Origin of the sequence: Luteococcus sp. Sow4_B9, from assembly GCF_052116585.1 — a bacterium.
Lineage (GTDB): Bacteria > Actinomycetota > Actinomycetes > Propionibacteriales > Propionibacteriaceae > Luteococcus.
In genome coordinates this window covers 108,476-131,775 of the sequence record NZ_JBQKKT010000004.1, presented here as the reverse complement: position 1 = coordinate 131,775, position 23,300 = coordinate 108,476, and the positions used below count along the sequence as shown (strand labels likewise).

General features: G+C 68.8%; 20 protein-coding genes. 5 read left to right on the top strand and 15 right to left on the bottom strand.

From position 1 onward, the window contains the following. Positions 1-64: 64 nt before the first annotated feature. Positions 65-790: a precorrin-6A/cobalt-precorrin-6A reductase gene (locus ACTQ49_RS04340; RefSeq protein WP_441826617.1), complete on the top strand. Its 726-nt coding sequence runs from the start codon at positions 65-67 to the stop codon at positions 788-790. Here ACTQ49_RS04340 and cobA read toward each other — a convergent pair. The 5 genes from cobA to ACTQ49_RS04315 form a co-directional block, all read right to left on the bottom strand. Further along, positions 778-1,545, bottom strand: coding sequence for a uroporphyrinogen-III C-methyltransferase (cobA, locus tag ACTQ49_RS04335; protein WP_441826616.1), 768 nt, complete (start codon positions 1,543-1,545; stop codon positions 778-780). The genes ACTQ49_RS04340 and cobA overlap by 13 nt on opposite strands. Positions 1,546-1,608: 63 nt before the next feature. Further along, on the bottom strand, positions 1,609-2,505 hold the full coding sequence (locus ACTQ49_RS04330) for an energy-coupling factor ABC transporter ATP-binding protein (protein WP_441826615.1): 897 nt from the start codon (positions 2,503-2,505) through the stop codon (positions 1,609-1,611). Then, a complete protein-coding gene (gene cbiQ, locus ACTQ49_RS04325; RefSeq protein ID WP_441826614.1) occupies positions 2,502-3,284 on the bottom strand; it encodes a cobalt ECF transporter T component CbiQ in 783 nt (260 codons plus the stop codon). The genes ACTQ49_RS04330 and cbiQ overlap by 4 nt, the downstream gene beginning before the upstream one ends. Position 3,285: 1 nt before the next feature. Beyond that, entirely contained in the window at positions 3,286-3,708 is a 423-nt protein-coding gene (locus tag ACTQ49_RS04320) for an energy-coupling factor ABC transporter substrate-binding protein (RefSeq protein WP_441826613.1), read from the bottom strand. After that, positions 3,701-4,396 carry an energy-coupling factor ABC transporter permease gene (locus ACTQ49_RS04315; RefSeq protein ID WP_441826612.1) on the bottom strand — a complete coding sequence of 232 codons (696 nt, stop codon included), beginning with the start codon at positions 4,394-4,396 and terminating at the stop codon, positions 3,701-3,703. Before ACTQ49_RS04315 ends, ACTQ49_RS04320 begins: the two co-directional genes overlap by 8 nt. A gap of 340 nt (positions 4,397-4,736) precedes the next feature. On the opposite strand from ACTQ49_RS04315, the gene ACTQ49_RS04310 reads away from it, so the two are divergent. Further along, a complete protein-coding gene (locus ACTQ49_RS04310; protein WP_441826611.1) occupies positions 4,737-5,777 on the top strand; it encodes a LacI family DNA-binding transcriptional regulator in 1,041 nt (346 codons plus the stop codon). Positions 5,778-5,784: 7 nt separating this feature from the next. On the opposite strand, the gene ACTQ49_RS04305 is transcribed toward ACTQ49_RS04310, so the two are convergent. Beyond that, positions 5,785-8,970 (bottom strand): GH92 family glycosyl hydrolase, encoded by a 3,186-nt coding sequence (locus ACTQ49_RS04305; RefSeq protein ID WP_441826610.1) that lies wholly within the window; start codon positions 8,968-8,970, stop codon positions 5,785-5,787. Positions 8,971-9,004: 34 nt separating this feature from the next. Beyond that, positions 9,005-10,426: a type I glutamate--ammonia ligase gene (gene glnA, locus ACTQ49_RS04300; protein ID WP_441826609.1), complete on the bottom strand. Its 1,422-nt coding sequence runs from the start codon at positions 10,424-10,426 to the stop codon at positions 9,005-9,007. 132 nt (positions 10,427-10,558) lie between these two features. On the opposite strand from glnA, the gene ACTQ49_RS04295 reads away from it, so the two are divergent. Continuing rightward, positions 10,559-10,990: an RDD family protein gene (locus ACTQ49_RS04295; RefSeq protein WP_441826608.1), complete on the top strand. Its 432-nt coding sequence runs from the start codon at positions 10,559-10,561 to the stop codon at positions 10,988-10,990. A gap of 14 nt (positions 10,991-11,004) precedes the next feature. Continuing rightward, positions 11,005-12,138 (top strand): glycosyltransferase, encoded by a 1,134-nt coding sequence (locus tag ACTQ49_RS04290; protein WP_441826607.1) that lies wholly within the window; start codon positions 11,005-11,007, stop codon positions 12,136-12,138. 78 nt (positions 12,139-12,216) lie between these two features. Here the strand turns inward: ACTQ49_RS04290 and ACTQ49_RS04285 are convergent, their stop codons facing one another. From ACTQ49_RS04285 to ACTQ49_RS04265, 5 genes are all read right to left on the bottom strand, one after another. Next, on the bottom strand, positions 12,217-14,019 hold the full coding sequence (locus ACTQ49_RS04285; RefSeq protein ID WP_441826606.1) for a calcineurin-like phosphoesterase C-terminal domain-containing protein: 1,803 nt from the start codon (positions 14,017-14,019) through the stop codon (positions 12,217-12,219). A gap of 145 nt (positions 14,020-14,164) precedes the next feature. Further along, the gene (locus tag ACTQ49_RS04280) at positions 14,165-15,967 is read right to left on the bottom strand and encodes an ABC-F family ATP-binding cassette domain-containing protein (protein WP_441826605.1); all 1,803 of its coding nucleotides are present in this window, start codon (positions 15,965-15,967) and stop codon (positions 14,165-14,167) included. Positions 15,968-15,970: 3 nt separating this feature from the next. After that, entirely contained in the window at positions 15,971-16,729 is a 759-nt protein-coding gene (locus ACTQ49_RS04275; protein ID WP_441826604.1) for a DUF4191 domain-containing protein, read from the bottom strand. A gap of 215 nt (positions 16,730-16,944) precedes the next feature. Beyond that, on the bottom strand, positions 16,945-18,738 hold the full coding sequence (gene sucB / locus ACTQ49_RS04270) for a 2-oxoglutarate dehydrogenase, E2 component, dihydrolipoamide succinyltransferase (protein ID WP_441826603.1): 1,794 nt from the start codon (positions 18,736-18,738) through the stop codon (positions 16,945-16,947). 216 nt (positions 18,739-18,954) lie between these two features. Further along, a complete protein-coding gene (locus ACTQ49_RS04265) occupies positions 18,955-20,454 on the bottom strand; it encodes a leucyl aminopeptidase (protein WP_441826602.1) in 1,500 nt (499 codons plus the stop codon). A 216-nt stretch (positions 20,455-20,670) separates the two neighbouring features. Here ACTQ49_RS04265 and gcvT point away from each other — a divergent pair, with 216 nt between their 5' ends. After that, positions 20,671-21,813, top strand: a complete 1,143-nt coding sequence (gcvT, locus tag ACTQ49_RS04260; protein WP_441826601.1) for a glycine cleavage system aminomethyltransferase GcvT — start codon at positions 20,671-20,673, stop codon at positions 21,811-21,813. An 8-nt stretch (positions 21,814-21,821) separates the two neighbouring features. Here gcvT and ACTQ49_RS04255 read toward each other — a convergent pair whose 3' ends face one another. The 3 genes from ACTQ49_RS04255 to ACTQ49_RS04245 form a co-directional block, all read right to left on the bottom strand. Further along, on the bottom strand, positions 21,822-22,121 hold the full coding sequence (locus tag ACTQ49_RS04255; protein WP_441826600.1) for a hypothetical protein: 300 nt from the start codon (positions 22,119-22,121) through the stop codon (positions 21,822-21,824). After that, the gene (locus ACTQ49_RS04250) at positions 22,118-22,336 is read right to left on the bottom strand and encodes a hypothetical protein (RefSeq protein WP_441826599.1); all 219 of its coding nucleotides are present in this window, start codon (positions 22,334-22,336) and stop codon (positions 22,118-22,120) included. The genes ACTQ49_RS04255 and ACTQ49_RS04250 overlap by 4 nt, the downstream gene beginning before the upstream one ends. A gap of 62 nt (positions 22,337-22,398) precedes the next feature. Continuing rightward, a complete protein-coding gene (locus tag ACTQ49_RS04245) occupies positions 22,399-23,028 on the bottom strand; it encodes a DUF3043 domain-containing protein (RefSeq protein WP_441826598.1) in 630 nt (209 codons plus the stop codon). Positions 23,029-23,300: the final 272 nt, after the last annotated feature.

The window sequence follows — 23,300 nt, the reverse complement described above, 5'->3', positions numbered from 1 at the left end:
GGGGCTGGACTGATCCGCGCTCACGTGCAGCTGTGGGGGCACCGCTGGGTGCTTGGATGGGCGCATGACCGTGCTGGTGCTCTCCGGAACCACCGTCGGACGTCGCGCTGCGGTGGCGCTCCACCACCTGGGCCTCGACGTCCTCAGCTCGCTGCCCGCGGACTCCGTCGACGAACTGCCCCCGGGCCGGGTCCGTCGGGGCGGATTTGGTGGGGAGGCGGGCTTTGCCGAGTGCCTGCGTCGGGAAGGAGTGACGGCAGTGGTGGACGCCACGCATCCCTATGCGCGCACGATGACCCGCACGGCGCACCGGGTCTGCCAGTTGCTGGGGATCCCGATCATGCGGTTCACGCGCCCCAGTTGGAGCGCTCGTGCCGACGCCCGGTCATGGACTTGGGTGGACAGCCATCAGGAGGCCTGCCGGGTGGCCGGTCAGGTGGGGGCGCCGGTGCTGCTGGGCGTGGGCCGGCAACCACTGTGGCACTACCACCTGCTGCCGGAGCCGGTCACCGCGCGGGTCTTCGTCGACGATGGTTTCCCGCGCCCGGCCGGCTGGCGGGTGGTGGAGGTTCGCGGTGCCCTGGACCTGCAGCGCGAGCTGGCGATGCTGCGCGGCAAACGGGTGATGGTGGTGCGCGATCTGGGTGGCGATTCGCACGCCCCCAAATTGGTGGCGGCCGCACAGTTGGGCGTGCACGTCGTCATGCTCCGTCGGCCGGCCCAGCCCGGGGCCCAGACCAGTTCCTTGGACGACCTGGTTGCGTGGGTGGCGCAGGTTCAGCCCAGCTGAAGCCCGGCCACCTCGCCGATCACGGTCACAGCGGGCGGCCGGACATCTTGGGCCAGCTCCGCGATCTGGTCCAGCGGTCCGCGGACCTGCCGCATCTGCGGGTGGCCTGCCTGCGCGATGACGGCGACGGGTGTGTCTGCTGCCATGCCCGCGGCGCGCAGCTCCCGGGTGATCTCCGGCAGGTACTTCACACCCATCAGCACCACGAGCGTGGTGCGCGTCCGGGCCAGGGCACTCCAGTCCAGCTGGGACCGCTCGTCGCCCGGCGGCACGTGGCCGCTGACGACGGTGAAGCCCTGCACCAGGCTGCGGTGGGTCACCGGGATGCCGGCCAGGGCCGGTGCGGCGACGCTGGACGTCACGCCCGGGATGACCCGCACCGCGATCCCGGCCTGCGCGCAGGCCTGCCATTCCTCACCGCCGCGGCCGAAGACGAAGTTGTCGCCGCCCTTGAACCGCACCACGCGTCGGCCCGCCCGGGCATGCTCCACCAGGAGTTCATTGATCCGCTCCTGCGGGACGAACTCGCCGCGGGGCAGTTTGCCCACCCAGATCTGCTCACAGTCGGGGCGGCAGTGCGCCAGAGACTCCTGCGGTGCCAGGTGGTCCACCAGGACCACGTCCGCCTGTTCCAGGGCACGCAGACCTGCCACCGTCAGCAGTCCGGGATCGCCGGGGCCGCCGCCCACCAGGGTGACCGTGCCGGGCACCAGGGCGGCAAGGCTGGCTGGGGGAGCTTCGGTGGACTGGTCCATGTGATTCCTCGATCGGGTGGGTTCGGCGGGGTGGGTTCGGCGGGGTGGGTTCGGTGTCGTCGGTCAGGGCAGTGACGGCTGGGTGGGGGCGGACAAGGTCTGTGGCGGTTCACCGTGTTGTGATGGGGCGCCGGGTAGTACGGCCAGCACCTCGTCCAGGGTCCGCGGATGTGACCGCAGGCCCAGCCGGTGGGCCAGTTCCAGCGGCCAGGGCCGGTGCAGCCGGGCGGCGCGCAGCAGGTCCGCGTCGGCCAGGATTTGAGGAGCCGGGCCCTGCTGCACGATACCGTCGCGGACCACCGCCGCCTCCTGTGCCCACGCGAGTGCCAGGTCCACGTCGTGGGTGGAGAGTGCGACGGTGGTTCCCTGCTCCATGAGGCGATCCAGCGCCTCGAGCAGTTCCTCGACGCCTGCCGGGTCCAGACCCGCCGTGGGTTCGTCCAGCAGCAGCACGCGCGGCCGCATCGCCACGGCGCCGGCGATCGCCACGCGCTTGCGCTCCCCGTATGAGAGCTGGTGGGTGGGTCGTTCGGACAGGTGGGAGATGCCCAGCAGTTCCAGGGCCTCCGAGACCCGGTTGCGAACCTGGGGCACGTCCAGCCCCAGATTCATCGGCCCGAAGGAGACATCCTGCGCCACGTCGGCGCTGAACAACTGGTCGTCCGGATCCTGCAGTACCAGTTGTACCCGGCGTCGGTGCTCGCGCAGGCCTGCTCGGTCATGGCGCAGCACCCTGCCCTCCACCTCCACCCGGCCGCGGCTGGGCCGATGGGCGCCGGAGAGGCACCGCAGCAGCGTGGTCTTGCCGGAACCGTTGGCCCCCAGCAGGGCCAGTCTGCACCCGTGCGGCAGGCTGAACGAGGCGCCGCGCAGGACGTCATGGCCGGGGTGGCCCGCGGTCAGCTCGATGGCGCGCACCAAAGGCGTTGCGGACGGATCCGCTCCGTGGGGGAGATTCACCGGTGACCTCCGACGGTCAGCGCCAGCGCCCAGATGCCGGCGAGTGTGGTCAACGTCGCCAGCAGGAAGGCGGGGGAGGGCTGGCGCTCAAGCGGCAGCGTCGCCAGCGTCGACTCGTGACCGCGCCCCGCGAGTCCGTCCTCCAGGCGCCTGGCCCGCTCCCAGGAGCGCACCAGCACGGCGCCCGTGGCACTCGCGGCAGCCTCAAACCGTCGACGCAGGGGGGCGCTGTCCGCCAGCCGTGCCCGCTGGGCGGCCCTGATGGCCATCGTGCTGGCCAGCAGCACCCACAGCAGGCGGTAGGTCAGGGAGGCCACCTCCAGCAGGGGATCGGGAATGTGCCAGCGTCGGCCCCAGTCCAGCAGGTCCACCATGGGGGTGGTGGTGGCCAGCACCATCAGGGCCAGGGCCCCGGCGATGCCGTGCCCCAGCAGTTCTGCGGCGCGACGCAGCCCGTCGAGGCCCAGGCTGAACGGCCCCCACCGCCACAGCAGGGCGCTCTCGGGGGCCGTGGAGCCGATCCCCACCGCCACGGACAGGGCCCCGACCAGCAGGAAGGCCAGTGGCGCCAGCATGACGGTGGCCAGCACCATGGGCTGGATGCGGGCAGGACCAAGCATGGCGGCGATGGCCACCAGCGAGACCAGGACCGTGCCGGGCCAGGGCGGGGCCAAGAGCGCCGTGAGCACCAGCCCCAGGCTCAACAGCGCCTTCTCGCCCACTCGTCGTCGACGCCACGGGCTGGCCCAGGCGGCGTCGTCGACGCTCGTCAGGGCCACCTCAGCGGTCCACGGTGTGGGGCTGCTCGCGCTCGGCCCGTCGGCCCCGCAGATTGCCCAGGGCGTAGCCGAGCACGCCGGCGCCCAGCGCCGCCTGCAGCGCGAACAGGCCTGACTCCACCTCGCTGGAGCCGGGTTCGAAGATGGGCTCGAACCATGGCTCCACACCACCCTGGGAGAGGGTGTCGGTGACCACGGCATCGGTACCGGGGAAGGCCTCACCCTCCGGGGCATCCGATCGGGGAGCCAGCGCCAGGCTGGTGAGGAAGATGGCCACGATGCCCGCCACGAGGGCGGCGGTGACCCAGACATCCCTGGTGCGCCTCGCGAACCGCCGGGGGTCAACGGCACGGCTTTCGGGCAGCTGGTTGTCAGGCGCGTGGTTGTCAGACTGGTGGTTCTCAGACAGGTGGTTCTCAGACACGGACGGCCTCCGGGGTGGCGGGCTGCTGGTGGGCGACGACACCGAGACGCTGCAGGTCGGGCAGTGCCACGCGGGACAGGAAGCGGAAGACCAGCACACCCAGCAGGCCCTCCATCACCGCCAGCGGGATCTGGGTGACGGCGAAGGTCCCCAGGAATTTGGCCAGCGCTCCGCCCAAGCCGCTCACGGCGTCGGGGTGGGCCAGCGCCAGCTGCACGGAGCTGACGCAATAGGTGCCCAGATCGGCACAGCACATCGCACCGAAGATCCCCACCGTCGACGGCAGGTGGGCTCGGCGGCACAGCACGAAGACGGTCCACCCGATCCACGGGCCCGCGATGGCCATGGAGAAGACATTGGCCCCCAGAGTGGTGATGCCGCCGTGCGCCAGCAGCAGCGCCTGGAAGAGCATCACGACGCTGCCCAGAAAGGCCATCACCGGGGGGCGGAAGAGAACAGCTCCCAGACCTGTGCCGGTGGGATGGGAGGAGCTGCCCGTGACGCTGGGCAGCTTGATGGCCGAAAGCACGAAAGTGAATGCACCGGCGGCGGCCAGCAGGAGCTTGTTCTCCGGGCTCTTGCGGGATTCCTCGATCACGGCCCTGGCGCCGTGCACCACGAAGGGGGCGCTGGCGGCGTACCAGAGGACACACTGTGCGGGGGACAGGAAACCTTCTGCGATGTGCATGGGGGTTGACTCCTTCTCGAGATTGCGCGTCTCGTCGTTCGGGTCTGTCCCGGGGTGGAGTTCCTGACTCCCACCCCTGCTGGCAGGGGTGGACACAGTGGCGCGACCGTGCCGGCTCGTCCGGCTTCCTCACATCCTCGGGACCGATTCTTCAGTTCTGGGGGCGTGCTGGTGCTCGCCAGTGGGCATTATGTCACAGGGGTGCGGCCAGGTGTGCTCCACGGCGCGGCGGGGCCAGGTGGGACGTGCGGGGTGATTCCGCGGGGTGATCTTCTGCCGGATTGTGTCTGAAGAGCCGTCCGGCGTTGAAGCCGTACCGTACGGACGGAATAGTGGAGCTGTGAAGAGAACGACGATCAAGGACATCGCCCGCGTGGCTGGCGTGTCCCCCGGTGCGGTCTCCTTCGCGCTGAACGATCGTCCCGGTGTCTCCGACGAGACGCGAGCCCGGATCAAGCAGGTGGCGATGGACCTGGGCTGGAAACGCAGCGCCGCGGCGGCCGCGCTGAGCGCCCGCCGCGCCGGCGCCTTCGGGATCGCCCTGCAACGTGGTCCCGGTGAGGACTTCACGGAAACCTTCGTGATGCGTTTCATGGCAGGTCTCCAGGAAGCCCTGCAGCCCATGGAACGCACCGTGGTCTTCCAATTGGTGACCTCCGTCCAGGACGAGATCGAGACCTACCGCACCTGGTGGGGAGAGGGGCGCGTCGACGGCGTCGTGCTCCTGCGCCCCGCCCTGGGCGACGGGCGCGCCGAGGCCCTCGAGGAGATCGGCATGCCCGGCATCATGATGGGCGGGCCCCAGACCAGCCGGATCGGCTCGGTCTGCGCCGACGAGGTCACCACCACCAACCTCCTGGTGGACCACTTCGCCAGCCGAGGCCATCGCCGCATCGCCTATGTCACGGGACCCAGGGCCCGCTACTACGTCACCTGGCGTGCGGACGCCTTCCGCGCCCGGGCGCGCAGCCAGCAGATGGCTGCCCAGGTGGTGCACGTGGACTCCGGCGACGAAATGGCCGGGATGCGCGCCAGCCAACGATTGCTGCGCGGCACTCAAGCGCCCACTGCGGTCCTCTATGACAACGAGCTGCTGGCGATGGGTGGTGTCGCAGCCTGCCATGACGTTGGTCTGCAGGTGGGAGAGGACGTCGCCATGGCCAGCTTCGAGGATGCGCCGGCCCTGCGGATGCTGCGGCCGGGAATCAGTGCGCTGCGTCGGCGTTCCGAAGCCATGGGTGCGCTGACTGCCGAAGCGCTGGTGGCCCTCTCCGAAGGGGGAGAGCCGACCACCCAGATTGGTGTCCTGCCCGAACTTGCCGTGCGCGGATCCTCCGGCCGGATGCGTCGCGACCAGTCACCGCTGCGCGCGGTGCAGTGACGACGCCTCAGTAGACCTCCACCTGCAACAGACGTCCGCCGCCCGGGAGCACCAGTTCGATCGCATCCACCGGCGCCGGCCAGTTCGCCAGCAGCGAGGGAACCGTCTGTCCGGGCCACCGGGCCGCGGGCAGCCGCTGCGCCTGATCCTCCCATCCGCCCACGCGACGGACCCGCACCAGCACCTCGGCAGCATCAGCCGCGGTCACGGTCACCAGCCGAGCCGACCAAGCAGCAGCCCACTCACCACGGAGCACGCTCCCAGGCGGCAGGCAGACCGGATGGTCACCGATGTCGTCCACCAGACTGCGGTGGGCCCAGTCCGCCTCCGCTGATCGATCCGGGCGCCAACCGCCCCATTCCCGGGCGAGGGCGCCCGTGGACAGGCTCGATGGGTGACTCGCGGTTCCCCACCCGGCAGGCTGCTCGGACAGCTCGACGTGCAGGTGGACCTCACCCTGCAGGCATTCCACCGGCACGGTCACCGACTCCCATGCCCGGCCGTCGATCCGCACCGCCGCGACGTGCTGCCCCCTGCCGCTCGTGGTGACCCGCAGCGCGCCGTGGGGACGATGCCAGGTGGTGGGCAACAGGGGTGCACCCAGCACGTATTCGCCGCTGCCCGGCGCCAGGGGGAACAGGCCCGAGGCTGCCAGCAGCCACCAGGCGCTCATCTCCCCGTTGTCCTCGTCCCCGGGATGGCCCTGGCCTATCTCGTCGCCGACGAAGGCCCGGTCCAAGAGCTCGCGCACGATCTGTTGGCTGCGCCAGGGCTGCCCGGCGTGCAGATGCATGAAGGGCAGGTGGTGGGCCGGTTGGTTGGACAGGGCACACTGGCCCATCCGCAATGCCCGTGCCTCGCGCATCTCGTGGATCACGCGACGGTATCCGCCGGGACGGTCCGCTCGTTCGGGGGTCTTGAAGAGCGCGTCGAGGTGTGCGGCGAGGGCCCTTTCCCCTGCGGCAGGATCCTGCTCCATCCCCCCGTGCAGCTGGGCCAGCAGGGCTCCGTCATGGGGCAGGCTGGCGCTCATCGTCCAGGCGGTGCTCTCCGTGTGGTCGCCGCCCCAGCGCAGGGGATCATGGTGGCTGCTGCTCCACCGGCCGTCGCGACGCCGTCCCCGCAGGAAACCGGTGCCGGGATCGAAGAGCTGCTGCACGGCCAACGCCCGATTCACGAGCCAGTAGGCCTGTGCCATCAGTTCTGCACATCGCGCACCTTGGGCCCGCTGCGCCAGGCGATGACTCCACCGGGCCAGCGCCGCATCGCAGATGGAGTTCTCGATGCTCCAGCTGAAGCCCTCCTGCACCTCGCTGGGAACCCAGCCCAGGAAGCGGGCTTCGCCGATGCCCTTGCGTCCCACGGTCACGTCGGGCGGCGGACAGGATGCATTGCGCAGCGCCGAGGCGTGCGCGGTGACTTCGTCGAAGGCCAGGCCGTGGACGGCGGCGTCGGCCAGGATGACATCGCTGCTGGTGCCCACCATGGAGTCGACGTGGCCGGGAGCCGTCCACCGGCCCATCCAGCCACTCTCCCGGAAGGCGGGCAGCAGGCCATCGACGAGACCTCCAGCCAGGTCTGGGAAGAACAGTCCGAGCGCCGGCCAACAGGTCCGGTAGGTGTCCCAGAAGCCATTGTTGACATACAGCTCGCCGGGTAGCACCGGCAGATGTGTGTGGGTGGCTGGGGTCCGCCAGCGCTGCAGGTCACTGGCCGGGGCGAACGGTGAGGCATGGACCCAGCGCGGCTCCTGGACGGTGCCCGCATTCTCGTGGAAGGCCATCGGCCAGCAGTGCAACCGGTACAGGTTGCTCCACGCCGTGGTGCGTTGCTGCCGGGTGGCCGACGGCAGCTCCAGCCGTCCCAGGAGCTCGTCCCACGTCTGGCGCGCGCGGTCGCGCAGCTCGTCGAAGCTGGCACTCTGCGTCTCGATCGTCAGGCTGTGCCGGGCCTGATCGACGCTGATGTGGCTGGTGGCCAGCGTCAGTTCCAGCACGCCGCGACCTTCATGGCGCAGCACCATGGCCTGCCGGCGGCGCGGCCAGCGCTGGGGCAGCACCGATGCGCTCTGGCGGGTCTCGCCGTAGCAGAAGGTCACGGGGTCACGTCGTCGACGACCGAAGGCCGGCTCCGGCTCGATCCGCGCCCAGACCGCCAACCGACCGTCGGGTAGTGGCCTGGACCACCAGCGGCCGTGCCCGGGCATGTCCAGGATGACCCCGCTCTGGCCTGCCGCGGATCCGTGGTCGTCGGGGAAGGTGAACCGCATCATGCCGCCGTGCAGGGTGGGCACCATCTCGGCCGTCGAGTCGTCGGCCAGCCGGACCCGGTAGTGGTGGGGCCGGTCGTACTCGTCGTCGTGGCGGAACGCAATGCGACGGTCGCCAGGCGCCACGTGCGGCAAGCCCTGCCAGGGCATCACCTGCACGGCGCCTCGTTCACCGATCCACGGACTCGGCTGGTGACTGATCGCCAGTGCCTCCAGGGCCAGCCCACCCGGCGGGTGCCACTGGTAGATCCATCGGTGGGTGCGGGCATCGGTCACGGGGGTGAGCAGCACGCCACCGTGCGGCAGGCAGGTGGCCGGCAGCGTGTTGCCGCGGCTCATCCGCGGCCCGGAGTGGGTCCCTCGGGTGGTTCGCACGTGCTCGACCGGCGACTGCGGATCTGGCGGTGGGGCAGCCACCCCGAGCAGCTGGACCCAGACCCGGCCTCGGCCCTGCGGGCAGTCCAGCACCAGGTGGAGTGGCTCCGTGGTCACCGCGTCGTGGGGGAGGGGACACTCCAGCAGATTCCATTGCTCCGCCACCAGACAGGTCACCGGCGCATCGGCATCGGGCCGGTGACCGTGCTGGTCCGCCAGCCGGTGAGTCCGGGCGTTGGTCTTGACGGCGGGCCACACCCGGGTGGCGGCAAAGTCGTCACCGTCGGTCTCGCAGTGGATCGCGATCCGCAGCAGGTCACCGGGTGCGGGTGCGGCCAGTTCCGCCAGTGACGCCTGGCCGGCAGAGTCCAGATCGATCCGCAGCACCGGCTCGTCGGGCACGAGTCCGGTGCGGGGAGCGGACGACGGTGGGTCCGGGGGACCGGCATCCTCGACGGCAACGGGCATCACCACCCCATTCGAGCACACCGGGCCCCGCACGGCCCGGGACACGACGGTGGCCGCCGCCCGGGCTGGGGCGACGGCCACCGTCAGTGACTGCGTCGATCGGATCGCTGGAGGATCAGATCGCGAAGTACAGGTCGAACTCGTAGGGGTGCACGCGCTGGCGGATCTCGTCGATCTCGCCGCGCTTGATGTCGATCCAGGTCTCGATCAGGTCGGGGGTGAAGACATCGCCCTGCAGCAGGAATTCGTGGTCGGCCTCCAGCGCCTTCAGGGCCTCGTCCAGCGACGCGGGCACCTGGGCAACCTGGGCGTGCTCCTCGGGGGGCAGCTCGTAGAGGTCCTTGTCGATCGGCTCCGGCGGCTCGATGCGGTTCTGGATGCCGTCGATCCCGGCCAGCAGCATGGCGGCAAAGGCCAGGTAGGGGTTGGCCGAGGGGTCGGGGCAGCGGAACTCGACGCGCTTGGCCTTGGCATTCGAACCGGTCAGCGGGATGCGCATGCAGGCCGAGCGGTTGCGGGCCGAGTAGACCAGGTTCACCGGTGCCTCGAAGCCCGGCACCAGACGGTGGTAGGAGTTCGTCGACGGGTTGGTGAAGGCCAGCAGCGCCGGGGCGTGCTTCAGGATGCCGCCGATGTACCAGCGGGCCACGTCGGAGAGCTGGCCGTAGCCGTTCTCGTCGTAGAAGATGTTCTGTCCACCGGACCACAGCGAGCTGTGCACGTGCATGCCGGAGCCGTTGTCACCAAAGATCGGCTTGGGCATGAAGGTGGCCGTCTTGCCGTTCACCCAGGCGGTGTTCTTCACGATGTACTTGAACAGCATCACCTTGTCGGCGCTGGCCAGCAGCGTGTCGAACCGCCAGTTGATCTCGGCCTGGCCACCGGTGCCCACCTCGGAGTGTGCACGCTCGGTCTGCATCCCCAGCGCCTCCATGTGGGCCACGATCTCGTCACGCAGCTCACAGAAGTGGTCGACGGGGGCCACGGGGAAGTAGCCGCCCTTGAGCTTCACCTTGTAACCGCGGTTGCCGCCCTCCTCGACGCGCCCGGTATTCCAGGCGCCGGCCTCGGAGTCGATCTCGTAGAAGGAGCCATTGGTCTTGGTCTCGAAGCGCACGTCGTCGAAGACGTAGAACTCGGCCTCGGGAGCGAAGTAGACCGTGTCACCCAGCCCGGTCGACTCGAAGTAGGCCTCGGCCTTCTTCGCGATCGTGCGGGGATCGCGGGCGTAGGGCTCCTTGGTGATCGGATCGTGCACGAAGAAGTTGACCACCAGGGTCTTGGACCGGCGGAAGGGGTCGATGTAGGCGGTGGTGGGGTCGGGCATCAGCGCCATGTCGGACTCGTGGACCTTGGTGAAGCCGACGATCGAGGAGCCGTCGAAGGACAGGCCCTCCTCGAAGACCTCAGGGCCGAAGGCGGCTGCGGGCACGGTGAAGTGCTGCATGACACCGGGCAGGTCGCAGAATCGGACGTCAACGGTCTCGACGGCCTCATCCTTGATGTAGGCCAACAGGTCATCGGCGCCTTGGAACATGTTTCCTCCAGATGGACTTCTCGGGTGTTGCCATGACGCTACCCGGACCGGATTGCCCAAGGGTTCCGGGGGTGTAACAGCGGTGTTACACCCTCCAGCTCCGGCAACGGCCCACCCGGTAGGCTCGCCCCCATGAGTGCGAGCGTGGTCGAGGACGACGGGTATCCGGGCGAAGGGATCGGCCTGCCCGAACACGGACGCGGATCGCTGGCCAGCTGGAGTTCGCGCCTGGCCGCACTGGTGATCGACTGGGCGGCCAGCATGATCCTCGCGCAGCTCCTCTTCGGCGACGCGGTGCTGCACGGTTTCGACTGGCGGCGATTCGCGCCGATGGGGATCTACTTCCTGCAGAAGACGGTGCTGACCGCCCTCACCTCCGGATCCTTCGGCCAGCTGCTGTGCCGGATCGCCGTGGTGCGGCTCGACCACCAACAGATCGGCTGGGCCAAGTCCTTCCTGCGCGCCCTGATGAAGGTCGTCCTCCTGCCGGCGGTGGTGATCGGGGCAGATCGTCGGGGTCTCGACGACCTGTCGCTCGGCACCGTCGTGATCAACCGCCGCTGACGACGGGAGTTGCCGTGTTCATCGTGATCGTCGCCCGCGGGGTGCCGAGCCGTCGAACCCCGCTGTGGGGCATCTTCGAGCTGGATCAGGCGCGGGCACTGCGGGCGGCCGGCCACCGCGTGGCGATCGCCGCCCTCGACGTGCGTTCGGTGCGTCGCCTGCGGCCCTTCGGCATCTTCCACCGCGTCGTCGGTGGCATCGACGTGCACACCGTCAGCATTCCGTTGGGGCGGGTGCCCGACGCGGTCGACCAGGCCGTGCTGGACCGCGCCTTCGATCTGGCGCTGGACCGGATCGTGCAGCGGCACGGCCGTCCCGACGTGGTGCACGCCCACTTCACCAAGTACGCGCTGGCGGCCTCGCGCAGTGCGCGCCGCAACCGCTTTGCGCTGGTGGTCACCGAGCACAATTCCAAGTTCCACCCACACCACATCCCCTTTGGGCTGCGCCTGAAGGCGGCCGAGGCCTACCGGGGCGCCGATGCCGTGGTGGCCGTCTCCCAGGCCCTGGCCGACGTGCTGACGGACAATTTCCACCGTCCGGTGCGGGTGGTGCCCAACATCGTCGACGTGGACACCTTCGCGGCACGGCCGGCGCGCCCACATGACGGCATCCGTCTGGTCAGCGCGGGAAATCTGCTGCCCCGCAAGAGGATGGAGCTGTTGGTGGAGGCCTTCGCGCTGGCCTTCGCGCAGCGCCCCGAGGTCAGCCTCACCCTGATCGGCGAGGGGCCGGAGCGCGCCGCCATCGAGAGCCGGATCGCCGGGGCCGGTCTGCAAGGACGCGTGGAACTGCGCGGACAACTCTCCCGGGCAGAGATGGCCGAAGAGTTCTCCCGGGCCGACGGCTTCTGCATGCTCAGCGAGTGGGAGACCTTCGGCGTGGTCTACATCGAGGCGATGGCATCGGGCCTGCCCGTCCTGGCGGCCAGCGGGGCCGGCGGGCCGGAGGGAATCATCCACGAGGGGGTCGGCATGTTCGCCGACTGCACCTGTGCCGAGTCCGTGGCCAGGGACCTCGCAACCTTCGTTGGACACTTCCGGGACTGGAATCGCGAGGACATCCGCGCCGATGTGGTGGCTCGCTTCGCCCCGGAGCGGATCGCGCAGGAGCTGGGCGAGGTCTACGCCGACGTCACAGGGTCCTGACCGCCGGGCTGCCCGGAAGAGCGACGACGCCCACGACCCATCGGGTCGCGGCCTCGCTGCGCCTGACGGGTCAGGAGATCACTCGGTCACCTCGAAGGTGATCTTCTCCGTGGAGACCCGGCCGTGGCGGTCCGTGGCGCGGACGGTGGCGGTGTGCTTGCCCACCTCCAGGTCGGTCGGCAGGCTCTGGCGCCACAGGTGCATCGAGCGGTCGGCCAGTGAACCGCCATTGACCAGCTGCTCCTGCACCGCGGACGGGTCGGAGTATTCCGGTCCGACGTACTGGCCCTCACCGGTCATCGGCTGGGTGCGGACTGCCGTCTGGGCCCGGCCGCCGTCGATGGAGACCTTGACGGTGGAGCCGGTGGAGCCCATGAAGAAGTTCGTCGTCAGCCAGCTGCCCGAAAGGTCAGCCTTGGACACCTTGAGCGGATCGGCCATGGCGGCGGCATTGCCCGGCTTCGGCTTGCCCTTGGCAGGCCGGCTCTTGCGGTACCACTCGCGGTAGGCGGGGGTGTTCAGGCCCAGGGCCATCTGGTCGCCACCCTTGTCACCGCGCACGGTGAACCGCTCGGTGTAGCGGTTGCCCTTGATGTCCAGGGTCACGACGCCCGGCAGGCCACCGTCGCGCTGGACAGCCACGGGGTAGCCGCCCTCCAGGAGGCGGCCGCTGTACCAGTCACCGGAGATGGCGCCGGAGGTGATGTGGTGGAAGGGCAGACCGGCGACGCCGAAGATGTCCTCCCAGCCAGCAAGGGAGTCGCCCTTGACCATGTTCTCGATGCTGTGGGTGTGGCCCGAGACGGCGACGGCCTTGCGGCCCTTGAGGAGCTTGTAGACCTGGGCCACCTCGTCGATCTGGTGCTGCTCACTGCCCTGGTCGGCATAGGTCAGCAGCGGGATGTGGCCGGCCACCACGATGAGCTTGTTCTTGGGCACGCGGGCCAGGTCCTTCTTGAGCCACTCGATCTGCTGCTTGCCCAGGGCGCCGTTGTAGTTGCGGCCCACAGCGGGGTACTGCACGGTGTCGAGCGAGATGACGTGGGCACGGCCGACGTCGTAGGAGTGGTAGGTGGGGCCGAAGTTGTTGCGGAAGGTGTCAAAGGCGTGCGAGCGGCTCTTGGCGTCGAAATCCAGGTCATGGTTGCCGGGCAGGAAACGGGCCGGGCCGTTGAGCTTGCTGGTCAGCTCGCGGATGCCGGGGTAGAGGCTCAGGTCATCGCCCACGATGTCGCCGATGAACAGGGCGCCGCAGCCGCGGTAGTCGTCACGGGCAGCCAGATCGGTGAAGGCGCCCTTCGCGGCGTACTCGGCCTCCTTCTTCTTGTAGGTCTGGATGTCACCACCGATGATGCAGTCCTGCTCACCGGAGGCGGTGGCGGGGCTCTCCACCAGGCCGAAGTTGACGGCCTTGGGCAGCGGGCCGGTGGGCTTGATACCGCCGAACTTGAGCTTCGGCGAGCCCTGGGGCATGTGGTTGTAGAAGAATTGCGCCACATTCGCCTCGTCGACCGGAACCTGGTAGCCGGCGGGCTGGGTGATGAAGACGGTGGTGTTGTCATCCACGCGCAGGGTGTAGTTGCCGTTGCGATCGGTGGTCACGACATCGCGACCATTGGAGACCGCCACGCCGCGGATGCCCTTCTCATCGGCATCCTTGACCGAGTCACGGTCGGCATCCACGTAGACGGTGCCCTTCAGCACGCGCGACTTCGGGTTCTTGCCGGGGACCACCTGGACGGAGCCGCGGTAGGTCTGGTCGGCAGCTTGCTCGGGAACGGCGCTGGCGACGGGTGTGGGGGAGACCAGGCTGGCGGTCAGCGCCAGCGCGGACAGGCCGCCCAGCAGGGCGGCACGACGGGAGCGGGCAGGAGTGGACATCGCTGTTCTTCCTTCCAAGGGGGGTGTTGCGCCCCGATGGGCGCAGCACCACGCTATGGATGCAACAGTGACGTGCGGGTGACGTGCCGACCAAGATCTGACGCACGCTTTCCAACCAGCTAAGCAGATGAACGAAGTTGCCGGCTCAGCCCTCAGCCGTCTCGGCAGCCTCCAACCAGGCGAGTTCCAACTCGTCGGCCTCGTCAGTGGCCACCTGGAGTTCCGCCTGGAGTTCGGCCAGTCGGGTGTAGTCGCTCGCCGCGCCCGCCATCTGCGCGTGCAACTTCTCCATCCGGGCCCGCAGCTTGGTGAGTTGCCCGTCGATCCGGTTCATCTCCTTCTTGGCCTGACGCACCTGTGCCGCGCTGGGGCCGGACGGAGCACCGCTGGCCGGCACCTCCGCAGTGGCTCCCACGGTGACACTCTTGCCCGGGCCCGCGTCCCGCGTGCGTCGGTGCTCGAGGTACTGGTCCACTCCGCCCGGCAGCAGCACGCACCGGCCGTCGCCCATCAGGGCGTAGATGTGGTCGGTGACGCGCTCCAGGAAGTACCGGTCATGGCTGACGACGATCATCGTTCCCGGCCACGTGTCCAGATAGTCCTCGATCACGGTCAGGGTGTCGATGTCCAGGTCATTGGTCGGCTCGTCCAGCAGCAGGACATTGGGCTCCTGCATGAGGATCCGCAGGAAACTCAGCCGACGCCGCTCGCCGCCGGACAACTCACCGATGCGGGTGACCAGCTTCTCGCCGGTGAAGCCGAACTCCTGCAACAGGTTGGAGGCGCTGGCGTCCTTGCCGGTGGCCAGTTTGGTCTCCGCCTTGATGCGGTTCACGCTCTCCAGCACGGTCTCGCCGTCGTCGAGCTCACCGACATGCTGGCTGAGATGGCCCAGCCGCAGCGTCTTGCCCTGCTTGACCCGCCCCGACGTGGGTTCGAGATCGTGGGAGAGCAGGCTCAGCAGCGTGGTCTTCCCGGCCCCGTTGACGCCCAGCAGCCCAATCCGGTCTCCCGGACCGATCGACCAGGTGAGCTGGTTGAGCAGGGTCCGTTCCCCGAAGCGCAGCGTCACGTCCTCCAGATCGAAGACGTCCTTGCCCAGACGGCTCACGCTGAACTGTTCGAGCGCCAACCGGTCCCGTGGGGGAGGAACGTCCTCGATCAAGGTGTTGGCCGCCTCGATCCGGAACTTCGGCTTCGACGTGCGGGCCGGTGCACCGCGACGCAGCCAGGCGAGCTCCTTGCGGACGAGGTTCTGGCGGCGGGCCTCGTTGGCGGCGGCCTGTCGGGCCCGCTCCGCCCGGGCCAGCACGTAGGCGGCATAGCCACCGTCGTAGGGATCCACGACGCCGTCATGCACCTCCCAGACCCGGTTGCAGATGGCGTCCAGGAACCAGCGGTCATGGCTGACCACCAACATGGCGATGTTGCGCTGCTGCAGGGTGTTCAGGTGGTCCGCCAGCCACGCCACCGCCTCAACGTCCAGATGGTTGGTTGGCTCGTCGAGGACCAGCAGGTCATGGTTGCCGAACATCAGGCTGACCAGCCCGGCACGTCGACGCTCACCACCGGACAGTCGGGAGAGCTCGGCGTCCAGGTCGATGTCGGCCAGCAGGTGCTCCACCACGGCCCGACGGTAGGCGTCCCGGGCCCAGACGTGGTCGGGCTCACCCGCGACGATCAGGTCGCGAACCGTCTCGCCCTCACGGACCTGTTCGGCCTGGGTGAGTACCCCGATCGACACACTGCCGGTGCGGGTCACCCGGCCGGAATCGGGTTCGATCGCGCCGGTGAGCACCTTGAGCAGGGTGGACTTCCCGTCGCCATTGCGTCCGACGACTCCGATCACGTCTCCCTTGGCCAGGCCGAGCGAGACCTGGTCCAGCAGGGTGCGGGTGCCGTAGGTCTTGGTGACCTGTTCGGCATTGAGGATGTTCTGGGCTGCCACGGGTCAGCGGCCGCGCATGGCACGACGCGAGGTCTGCTGGGGGAGCGGACCCTTGGGCAGCGGCATCCGCGAACGGACGGCGTCCATGGCGCGCAGACGCTTGTTCACGTCGTCGATCTGCAGTTGGTCCAGCTGCTTGGGCATCTTCTTGATGTGGTCGGCCAGCTTGGCCAGCGGTACCTGACCCGGCTCCTCACCCATCTGGATGGTGTGCACCTTGACGCCGTAGGCAGTCTGCTCGTGACGCTTGACCTCGGTGGCCAGCAGCGACTTCAGACGCTGGGGATCACCTTCGCCGACGAGGATCAGGCCGCCCGGACCCACGGCGCGGTGCACCACGTCCATCTGGCGGGTGGCGTTGATGACGGGCGTCGAGCTCCACCCCTTGGGCAGCATGTTGAGGGCGATCTCGGCCGAACCGGGCTGCCCCTCATAGCGCTTGTAGACGGAATTCTTGACCCGACGGGTGAACAGGAACATCGCCAGGGTCAGGCCGGCCATGATGCCCAGGAGCACCCAGGCCCACATCGGCTTGACCAGGAAGCCCAGCAGGATGCCGAGTAACAAGGGGCCGAAGAAGCCCGCCGCCAGCACCATCGGCAACTGCGGGTCGTGTTCCGCGGTGATGCGGTAGCTCTCCTTGATCTGGCGGATCTGACCCCAGTCACGCGGGTCGGTGGAGTTCTTCTTGCGCTCCTTCTCCGCCTTGACCTGGGCCTTCTGCTTGGCCGCCAGTTCCTTGGCCTTCTCGCTCGCCATCATTGCTCCGGATCATCGCTCGACGTTGGTGGTGGCCATCGCGGCCGCCGGCTGCCAATCCTAGCCTTCCTCAGCCTTCTTGCAGAGCGGGACCGCCTGGGGGGGCTGGGTTCGCGCAGCGGCCCAGCCCACCACCGCCCCGACCCGGGACGGGCACGGGCCCGCACCCCATGGGGTGCGGGCCCGTGCGGGTCCTTCGGTGCTGCGGGCTCCTGGGATCAGGCGCCGAGCTCGCCGGCGAAGTCGCCCTCCTCCAGGCGGTTCTTCACCGCGGCCAGGAAGAGCGCGGCCTTGGCGCCGTCGATCAGTCGGTGATCGTAGGTCAGCGACAGGTACATCATGTCGCGGACGGCGATCACGTCGGCCCCATTGATCTCCATCACCATCGGGCGCTTCACCAGCGCGCCCGTGCCCAGGATGGCCACCTGCGGCTGGTTGATGATCGGGGTGTCGAACAGGGTGCCGGCCGAGCCGTAGTTCGTGATGGTGAAGGTGCCACCGCTCAGCTCGTCGGGCATGACCTTGTTCTCACGGGTGCGAGCGGCCAGATCGGCGATCTTCTTGGCCAGACCGGCGATGTTCAGGTCACCGGCATCCTTGACCACCGGCACCAGCAGGCCCTTCTCGGTGTCCACGGCGATGCCGATGTGCTCGACGTCGTGGTAGGTCACCTGATCGCCCTCGATCGTCGCGTTGACGAAGGGGAACTGCTTCAGGGCCTCGATGCTCGCCTTCGTGATGAAGGGGAGGTAGCTCAGCGAGGCGCCCTCGCGCTTCTTGAAGTCCTCCTTGTGCTGCGCCCGCAGCTGGGAGATCTTCGTCAGGTCCACCTCGACGGTCGCGGTCAGCTGGGCCGAGGTCTGCAGCGACTCGGCCATGCGCTTGGCGATCGTCTGACGCAGGCGGCTCATCTTCTCCGTGGTGCCACGCTTGCTCGGGTCGGCACCCTTCGGGGCGGAGGAGGCGGCCGGTGCGCTGGGGGCGGCCGGTGCGCTGGGGGCAGCCGGGGCTGCAGGAGCGGCCGGAGCCTTCTTGGCCTCGGCTGCGGCCAGGACGTCCTGCTTGCGGATGCGGCCACCGACGCCGGTACCGGTCAGCGTGTTCAGGTCGATGTCATTCTCCGCGGCCAGCTTGCGCACCAGCGGGGTCACGTACGGGGTGCTCTCACCCTCGGCGTGACGCGGGGTGGAGCCGGGCTCGCCCACCTCGGGCTGCGCAGGTGTGGAGGGCTGCTTCTGCTCCTCGGCCTGCGGGGCATCCTGCTCGACGGCCTCGGCGGGCACCGACTCGGGAGCCTGCGGCTCCTGCGGCTTCTCTGCCTCGGCGGCGGGCTGCTCGGGAGCGGCGGCCGGAGCAGCGGGAGCGGCCTGGGCGGAGGCATCACCGATGATGGCGAGCACGGCGCCGACCTCGGCAACCTCGTCCTCCTTGACCCGGATCTCCAGCAGCGTGCCAGCGGCGGGCGCGGGGATCTCGGTGTCCACCTTGTCGGTGGAGACCTCGACGAGCGGCTCGTCGGCCTCGACGGTCTCACCGATCTCCTTGAGCCAACGGCTGATGGTGCCCTCGGTGACGGACTCGCCCAGTGCGGGCAGCGTGACCTCGGTGCCCTCGGCGGAGCCAGCGGGAACCTCGGCAGCCGAGGGATCGGCCGGAGCAGCCTCGCTCTGGTTGGTCTCCTCCTGCGCCTGGACGATCTCCTCGGCGGGAGCCTCGTCGGCTGCCTCGGCGGCCGGGGCTGCGGGAGCCTCGCCACCGCCCTGGCCAGCCTCGGACTCCTCGCCGATCACGGCCAGGACTGCGCCGACCTCGGCGACATCGTCCTCGGCGACGCGGATCTCGAGGACCACGCCTGCGGCGGGGGATGGGATCTCGGTGTCGACCTTGTCGGTGGAGACCTCGACGAGGGCCTCGTCGACCTCAACGCGGTCGCCGACGGCCTTCAGCCATCGGGAGATGGTGCCTTCAGTGACGCTTTCACCAAGTGCCGGAAGTGTGACTTCGGTCGCCATGAGGTTCGGGCTCCTTTGCAATGCCATGGGTTGTCTCGGCCAGCCTATCTCCAACCGGCACCGATGACACACGCGGTCAGCGGCTTTTTGCCCATCGCTTACCCGTGGGCGGTGCGCTGCGCAGACAGGGGGTGGGAGAGGCCCTGCCGGACCTCTCCCACCCCCGTGTCTCCTGCTGGCGTCCCGCGTGCTCAGTCCTGCAAGCTGCGAGCCAGCTCAGTCCTGCAAGCTGCGAGCCAGCTCGACCAGCGTCCGGACGGCGTGACCCGTTCCGCCGGTGGGCACGTAGTCATAGGGGGCCTCGTCGTTGAAGGCAGGACCGGCGATGTCCAGGTGGGCCCAGGCTGTGTCCTCCCCGACGAAGTGCTGCAGGAAGGCCGCCGCGGCCATGGCCCCGCCCATGCGGGAACCGCTCGACTTCAGATCGGCCACCTTGGACTCGAGGCCCTTGCGGATGTGCTCCGGAATCGGCAGCTGCCAGAAGTCCTCGCCCGCCGTCTCGGCGGCATCCAGCAGGATGTCGGCCGTCGCGTCGTCCGAGCTCATCAGGCCAGCGATGCGATTGCCGAGCGCCACCATGCAGGCGCCGGTCAGGGTGGCGACGTCCACCACGAGATCGGGCTTGTCGGCCTGGGAGCGCGCCAGGGCGTCCGCCATCACGATCCGGCCCTCGGCGTCGGAGTTGACATTCTCCACGGTGGTGCCGCCGTACATGGTGATCACGTCACTGGGGCGGTAGGAGCTGCCCGACGGCATGTTCTCCGCCATCGACGCGTAGGTGGTGACGTGCACGGACAGTCCGAGCTCGGCGATCGCCCGAGTGGCGGCCAGTACCGCGGCGGCACCGGACATGTCGCACTTCATGGTGTACATGCCATCGGCCGGCTTGAGGTTGAGGCCTCCGGTGTCAAAGGTGATGCCCTTTCCGACGAGCACCAGGTGGTTCTTGGCGCCGCGGGGCTTGTGCTCCACGCGCACCAGACGGGGTGCACGCTCCGAGCCGCCACCCACGGCCATGATGCCCCCGTAGCCCTCCTTGGCCAGCTGCTTCTCGTCCAGCACCTCCACCTCGAGCTTGGTGCCCTTGGTGATCTGGCGGACCTCGTCGGCGAAGCTCTCGGGGTAGAGCAGGTTGGCCGGGGCGTTGATCCACTCGCGGGCCACGAGCACGGCCTGGGAGATGGCCAGGGCATCGGCGACGGCCTGCTTCGCCGGGGCTCCACCCAGGCTGGTGACCACGCTGATCTTCTCGATCGGGCGCTTGGGCTGCGACCCCACCTTGGTGAAGGTGTAGGCGCCCAACACCGCACCCTCTATGGCGGCGCGGACCAGTTCGGATTCGGCGGTCTCCAGGCTCAGCACGACGTGCAGGGAGGAATCCCCGGCGCGGCCGGCGATCTCACGCAGCGCGTTTCCGCAGCTGCGGCGCAACTGCTCAGGCGTCAGCTCGTCGATGCCCAGACCGACGGCCACCAGCTGGGAGCCGAAGCGGGGCAGGATGCAGACCTTGCCGGCCTCGGGCTTGGCTCCCAGGTCGCGGGCGATCTGGGCCAGTGGGGCAGGTGACGCCTTGTCCACCTCGGAGGGAACCCCCACGAGCGTCGGCTGCTCGCTGCTTCCGGTGACCCCGACCACCACGTAGTCCGTGTCCTTGGGCGCTCGGGCGACGAGGTCGACGGTGGGGACGATGGCACCTGCGGTGAGGGTGCTGGGCACGCGTGGAGTGGGCACGAGGATGGCCTTTCTGCGGCTGGTCGGATGGTCAGGGAACAGGCTAGCCGAGGGTACTGACATCACCGAGGGTTGAGCGTTTGGTCCCGGTGTCGTCCGGTAGCGTGGGAGGCCAGGTGGTCGTCGTACCCGACGGCTGCCACGTCCGGACGCAATGCCGCGCACCATGGCCACCGGCCCAGTGATCCTCGAGGGAGAGACATGACCGACCTGCTGACCTCACCCCTGCATCCCCGTCACGAGCAGGCGGGTGCCAAGTTCTCGGAGTTCGGAGGCTGGCAGATGCCTCTGGAGTACGCGGGCGGCGGGGTGCTCGCCGAACACCACGCGGTGCGCGACGGGGTGGGCGTCTTCGACGTCTCGCACCTGGGCAAGGTGCTGGTCAAGGGCTCCGGAGCACTCGACTTCCTGAATCTGTGCCTGACCAACGATCTGCACAAGATCGGCCCGGGCCAGGCCCAGTACACGATGCTGTGCAATGAGGCGGGCGGCGTGACCGATGACATGATCGCCTATGTCCTGGCCGAGGACGAGGTCTTCCTGATCCCGAATGCAGCCAACACGAGCACCGTGGTGGCCGTCCTGGAGGAGCAGGCCCGGTTGGACCGGGAGGTGCCGCAGGCCGTGGAGACGCTGGGCGGGCTCACCATCACCAACCAGCACCGGGATTTCGCGGTCATCGCCATCCAGGGTCCCCGCTCGGAGGATGTGCTCACCGAGCTCTCCCTGCCCACCACGATGGACTACATGGCCTTCGAGGTCGTCCAGCGTGACGGGTGGAGCATGACCATCTGTCGTACCGGATACACCGGGGAGAAGGGCTGGGAGCTGGTCGTGCCGGTGGAACACGCCTTGGAGGTGTGGGACCAGGTGATGTCGGCCGGCGCCCGCTTCGAGATCCGCCCCTGTGGTCTGGCATCCCGCGACACGCTGCGCACCGAGATGGGTTACTCCCTGCACGGCAATGACATCACGCCCGAGATCAACCCCCTGGAGGCCGGCTTGTCCTGGGCCGTCGGTTGGAAGAAGGCCGAGCCTTTCCTGGGGTCCGAGGCCCTACGGGCCATCAAGGCCGAGGGTCCGGCCCGTCGGATGCGTGGCCTCGTGGCTGTCGGGCGGGGCATCCCGCGGCACGGCATGACGGTGGTGGACGAGTCCGGCGACGTGGCCGGAGAGGTGACCAGTGGCACCTTCTCTCCCACGCTGAAGCAGGGCGTTGGTCTCGCGCTGGTGGATGCCAGGCTCGGCTTCGACGACGAGGTGGGGGTGCAGGTGCGCAACCGGGTCGAGAAGTTCCGGCTCGTGAAGCCGCCCTTCGTCACCCCCGAGGTGCGCGAGGGCTGAGTCCTTCGTCAGGTGGTGGCCTCCTCCGTCGGCTCGCCCTGACGCATCAGGTAGCCGGCGAAGGCAGCCATGGCAAGTCCGCTGATCACCACGACGGGCTGGCTGAGCCTTGCCGCGTGAACGCGGTCCTCATAGGTCTGCACCTCGTCGGTGCCCATCTGGCTGAAGTCGTTCTTGTGGCAGACGTCGCCAGGGTGCATTTCCACGCCGCGGCACGTGAACGAGGGGTTCGTGATGGACCAGATGCCATAGCCGGCCAGCCCCAGTCCCACCAGCGCGAGCACCAGATTGGCCACGCGCCGTCTCACATTGCCTCCAGCGACATCGGCCCGTAGACGAGCTCCTCGCCATTCATCAGCGTCACGCTGGAGACACCAAGATCAGCAAGATCCTCGTAGTACTCGCCCAGCCAGGCCTCGGCGCTGGCCTGGTCCTCGAACTGACGGCCGACGCCGGCCCCTTCGAGCTCGTCGGGGGTGGTCGTCGTACCCGGGTTCAGTTCGGCGGTCCACAGGAATCCCATGATCACGTCCTCTTCCGTTGGTCTTCCGGCCGGGAGCCTCCTGGCCGGCTGGTGGCTGGGGGTCAGTAGGCCTCGCCGCGCTTGATGCGCGGTTCGGGGCGACGCAGGGAGCGAATCGTCATCATCCGATTGATCATGTACATCATCAACCCACGCTGCTTGGGGTTGAGGCCGCGGGACTGGGCGAGCTTCTTGAAGGACTGCCAGCGCAGCGTGATGTTCACGATCCAGATCAGGAAGATGCCCATCATCGCCAGCGAGGTGAGCTGCTGGGCAACCAGGCTGCGGGAGAACCACAGGCTGACCACCATGATCACCAGCATGATCGGGATCGTGTATTCGGTGAAGGTGATCTGCGAGTCGACGTGGTCGCGCACCAGGCGCCGTTCCGGCGAATTGTCCGCGGCCTCCAGCTGGCGATAGCGAGCCTCGCGCTCGGCCTTGCGCTGCGCCTTCTTGGCCTCCTTGGGGGAGAGCGTCGGGTGCAGTCGCTCCCGGCGGGCGGCCTCTGCCTCGGCCCGCGTCGGTGTGCGAACCCCCTTCTTCTGCGGATGCCTTACAGCGGTGGCTGTCGGCTCTCCCGCAGGGGCGCTCGCTTCTGGGGTGTGCTGGGCGCTGGCCCCGCCGGTCTTGCCCTGCTTGACCGGGTCCTCGTCGGTCTTGCCCTGCTCATAGGGTCGGAACAGTCCCACGTCGTCCTCGTGTCCTCGTCGATCGCGGCCTCGCGGCCATTCCGAATGATTCTACGGTGCCGAAGCACACCGCGGTGCCCGGTGCGGTACAGCTGGACCATGCTGTGCGGTGCAGCTGCACCATGCTCGGAGCGGGACCACGGCTTCACTCTGGGGTGAACACCCTGACCTTTCCCGGGTCCGGAGCTGAAGACCGCCCGCTGGCCCGGATTTGACTTGGTCATGCCCGTAAGCTGAAGCCGACGTGCTGTGCCGAGCCCGGCGCACCCCGA

Bases quoted from the DNA above. Each gene is read 5' to 3' on its own strand.
- ACTQ49_RS04340 (WP_441826617.1), top strand. From the start codon at position 65: ATGACCGTGCTGGTGCTCTCCGGAACCACCGTCGGACGTCGCGCTGCG.
- cobA (WP_441826616.1), bottom strand. From the start codon at position 1,545: ATGGACCAGTCCACCGAAGCTCCCCCAGCCAGCCTTGCCGCCCTGGTG.
- ACTQ49_RS04315 (WP_441826612.1), bottom strand. From the start codon at position 4,396: ATGCACATCGCAGAAGGTTTCCTGTCCCCCGCACAGTGTGTCCTCTGG.
- glnA (WP_441826609.1), bottom strand. From the start codon at position 10,426: ATGTTCCAAGGCGCCGATGACCTGTTGGCCTACATCAAGGATGAGGCC.
- ACTQ49_RS04295 (WP_441826608.1), top strand. From the start codon at position 10,559: ATGAGTGCGAGCGTGGTCGAGGACGACGGGTATCCGGGCGAAGGGATC.
- ACTQ49_RS04285 (WP_441826606.1), bottom strand. From the start codon at position 14,019: ATGTCCACTCCTGCCCGCTCCCGTCGTGCCGCCCTGCTGGGCGGCCTG.
- ACTQ49_RS04275 (WP_441826604.1), bottom strand. From the start codon at position 16,729: ATGATGGCGAGCGAGAAGGCCAAGGAACTGGCGGCCAAGCAGAAGGCC.
- sucB (WP_441826603.1), bottom strand. From the start codon at position 18,738: ATGGCGACCGAAGTCACACTTCCGGCACTTGGTGAAAGCGTCACTGAA.
- gcvT (WP_441826601.1), top strand. From the start codon at position 20,671: ATGACCGACCTGCTGACCTCACCCCTGCATCCCCGTCACGAGCAGGCG.
- ACTQ49_RS04250 (WP_441826599.1), bottom strand. From the start codon at position 22,336: ATGGGATTCCTGTGGACCGCCGAACTGAACCCGGGTACGACGACCACC.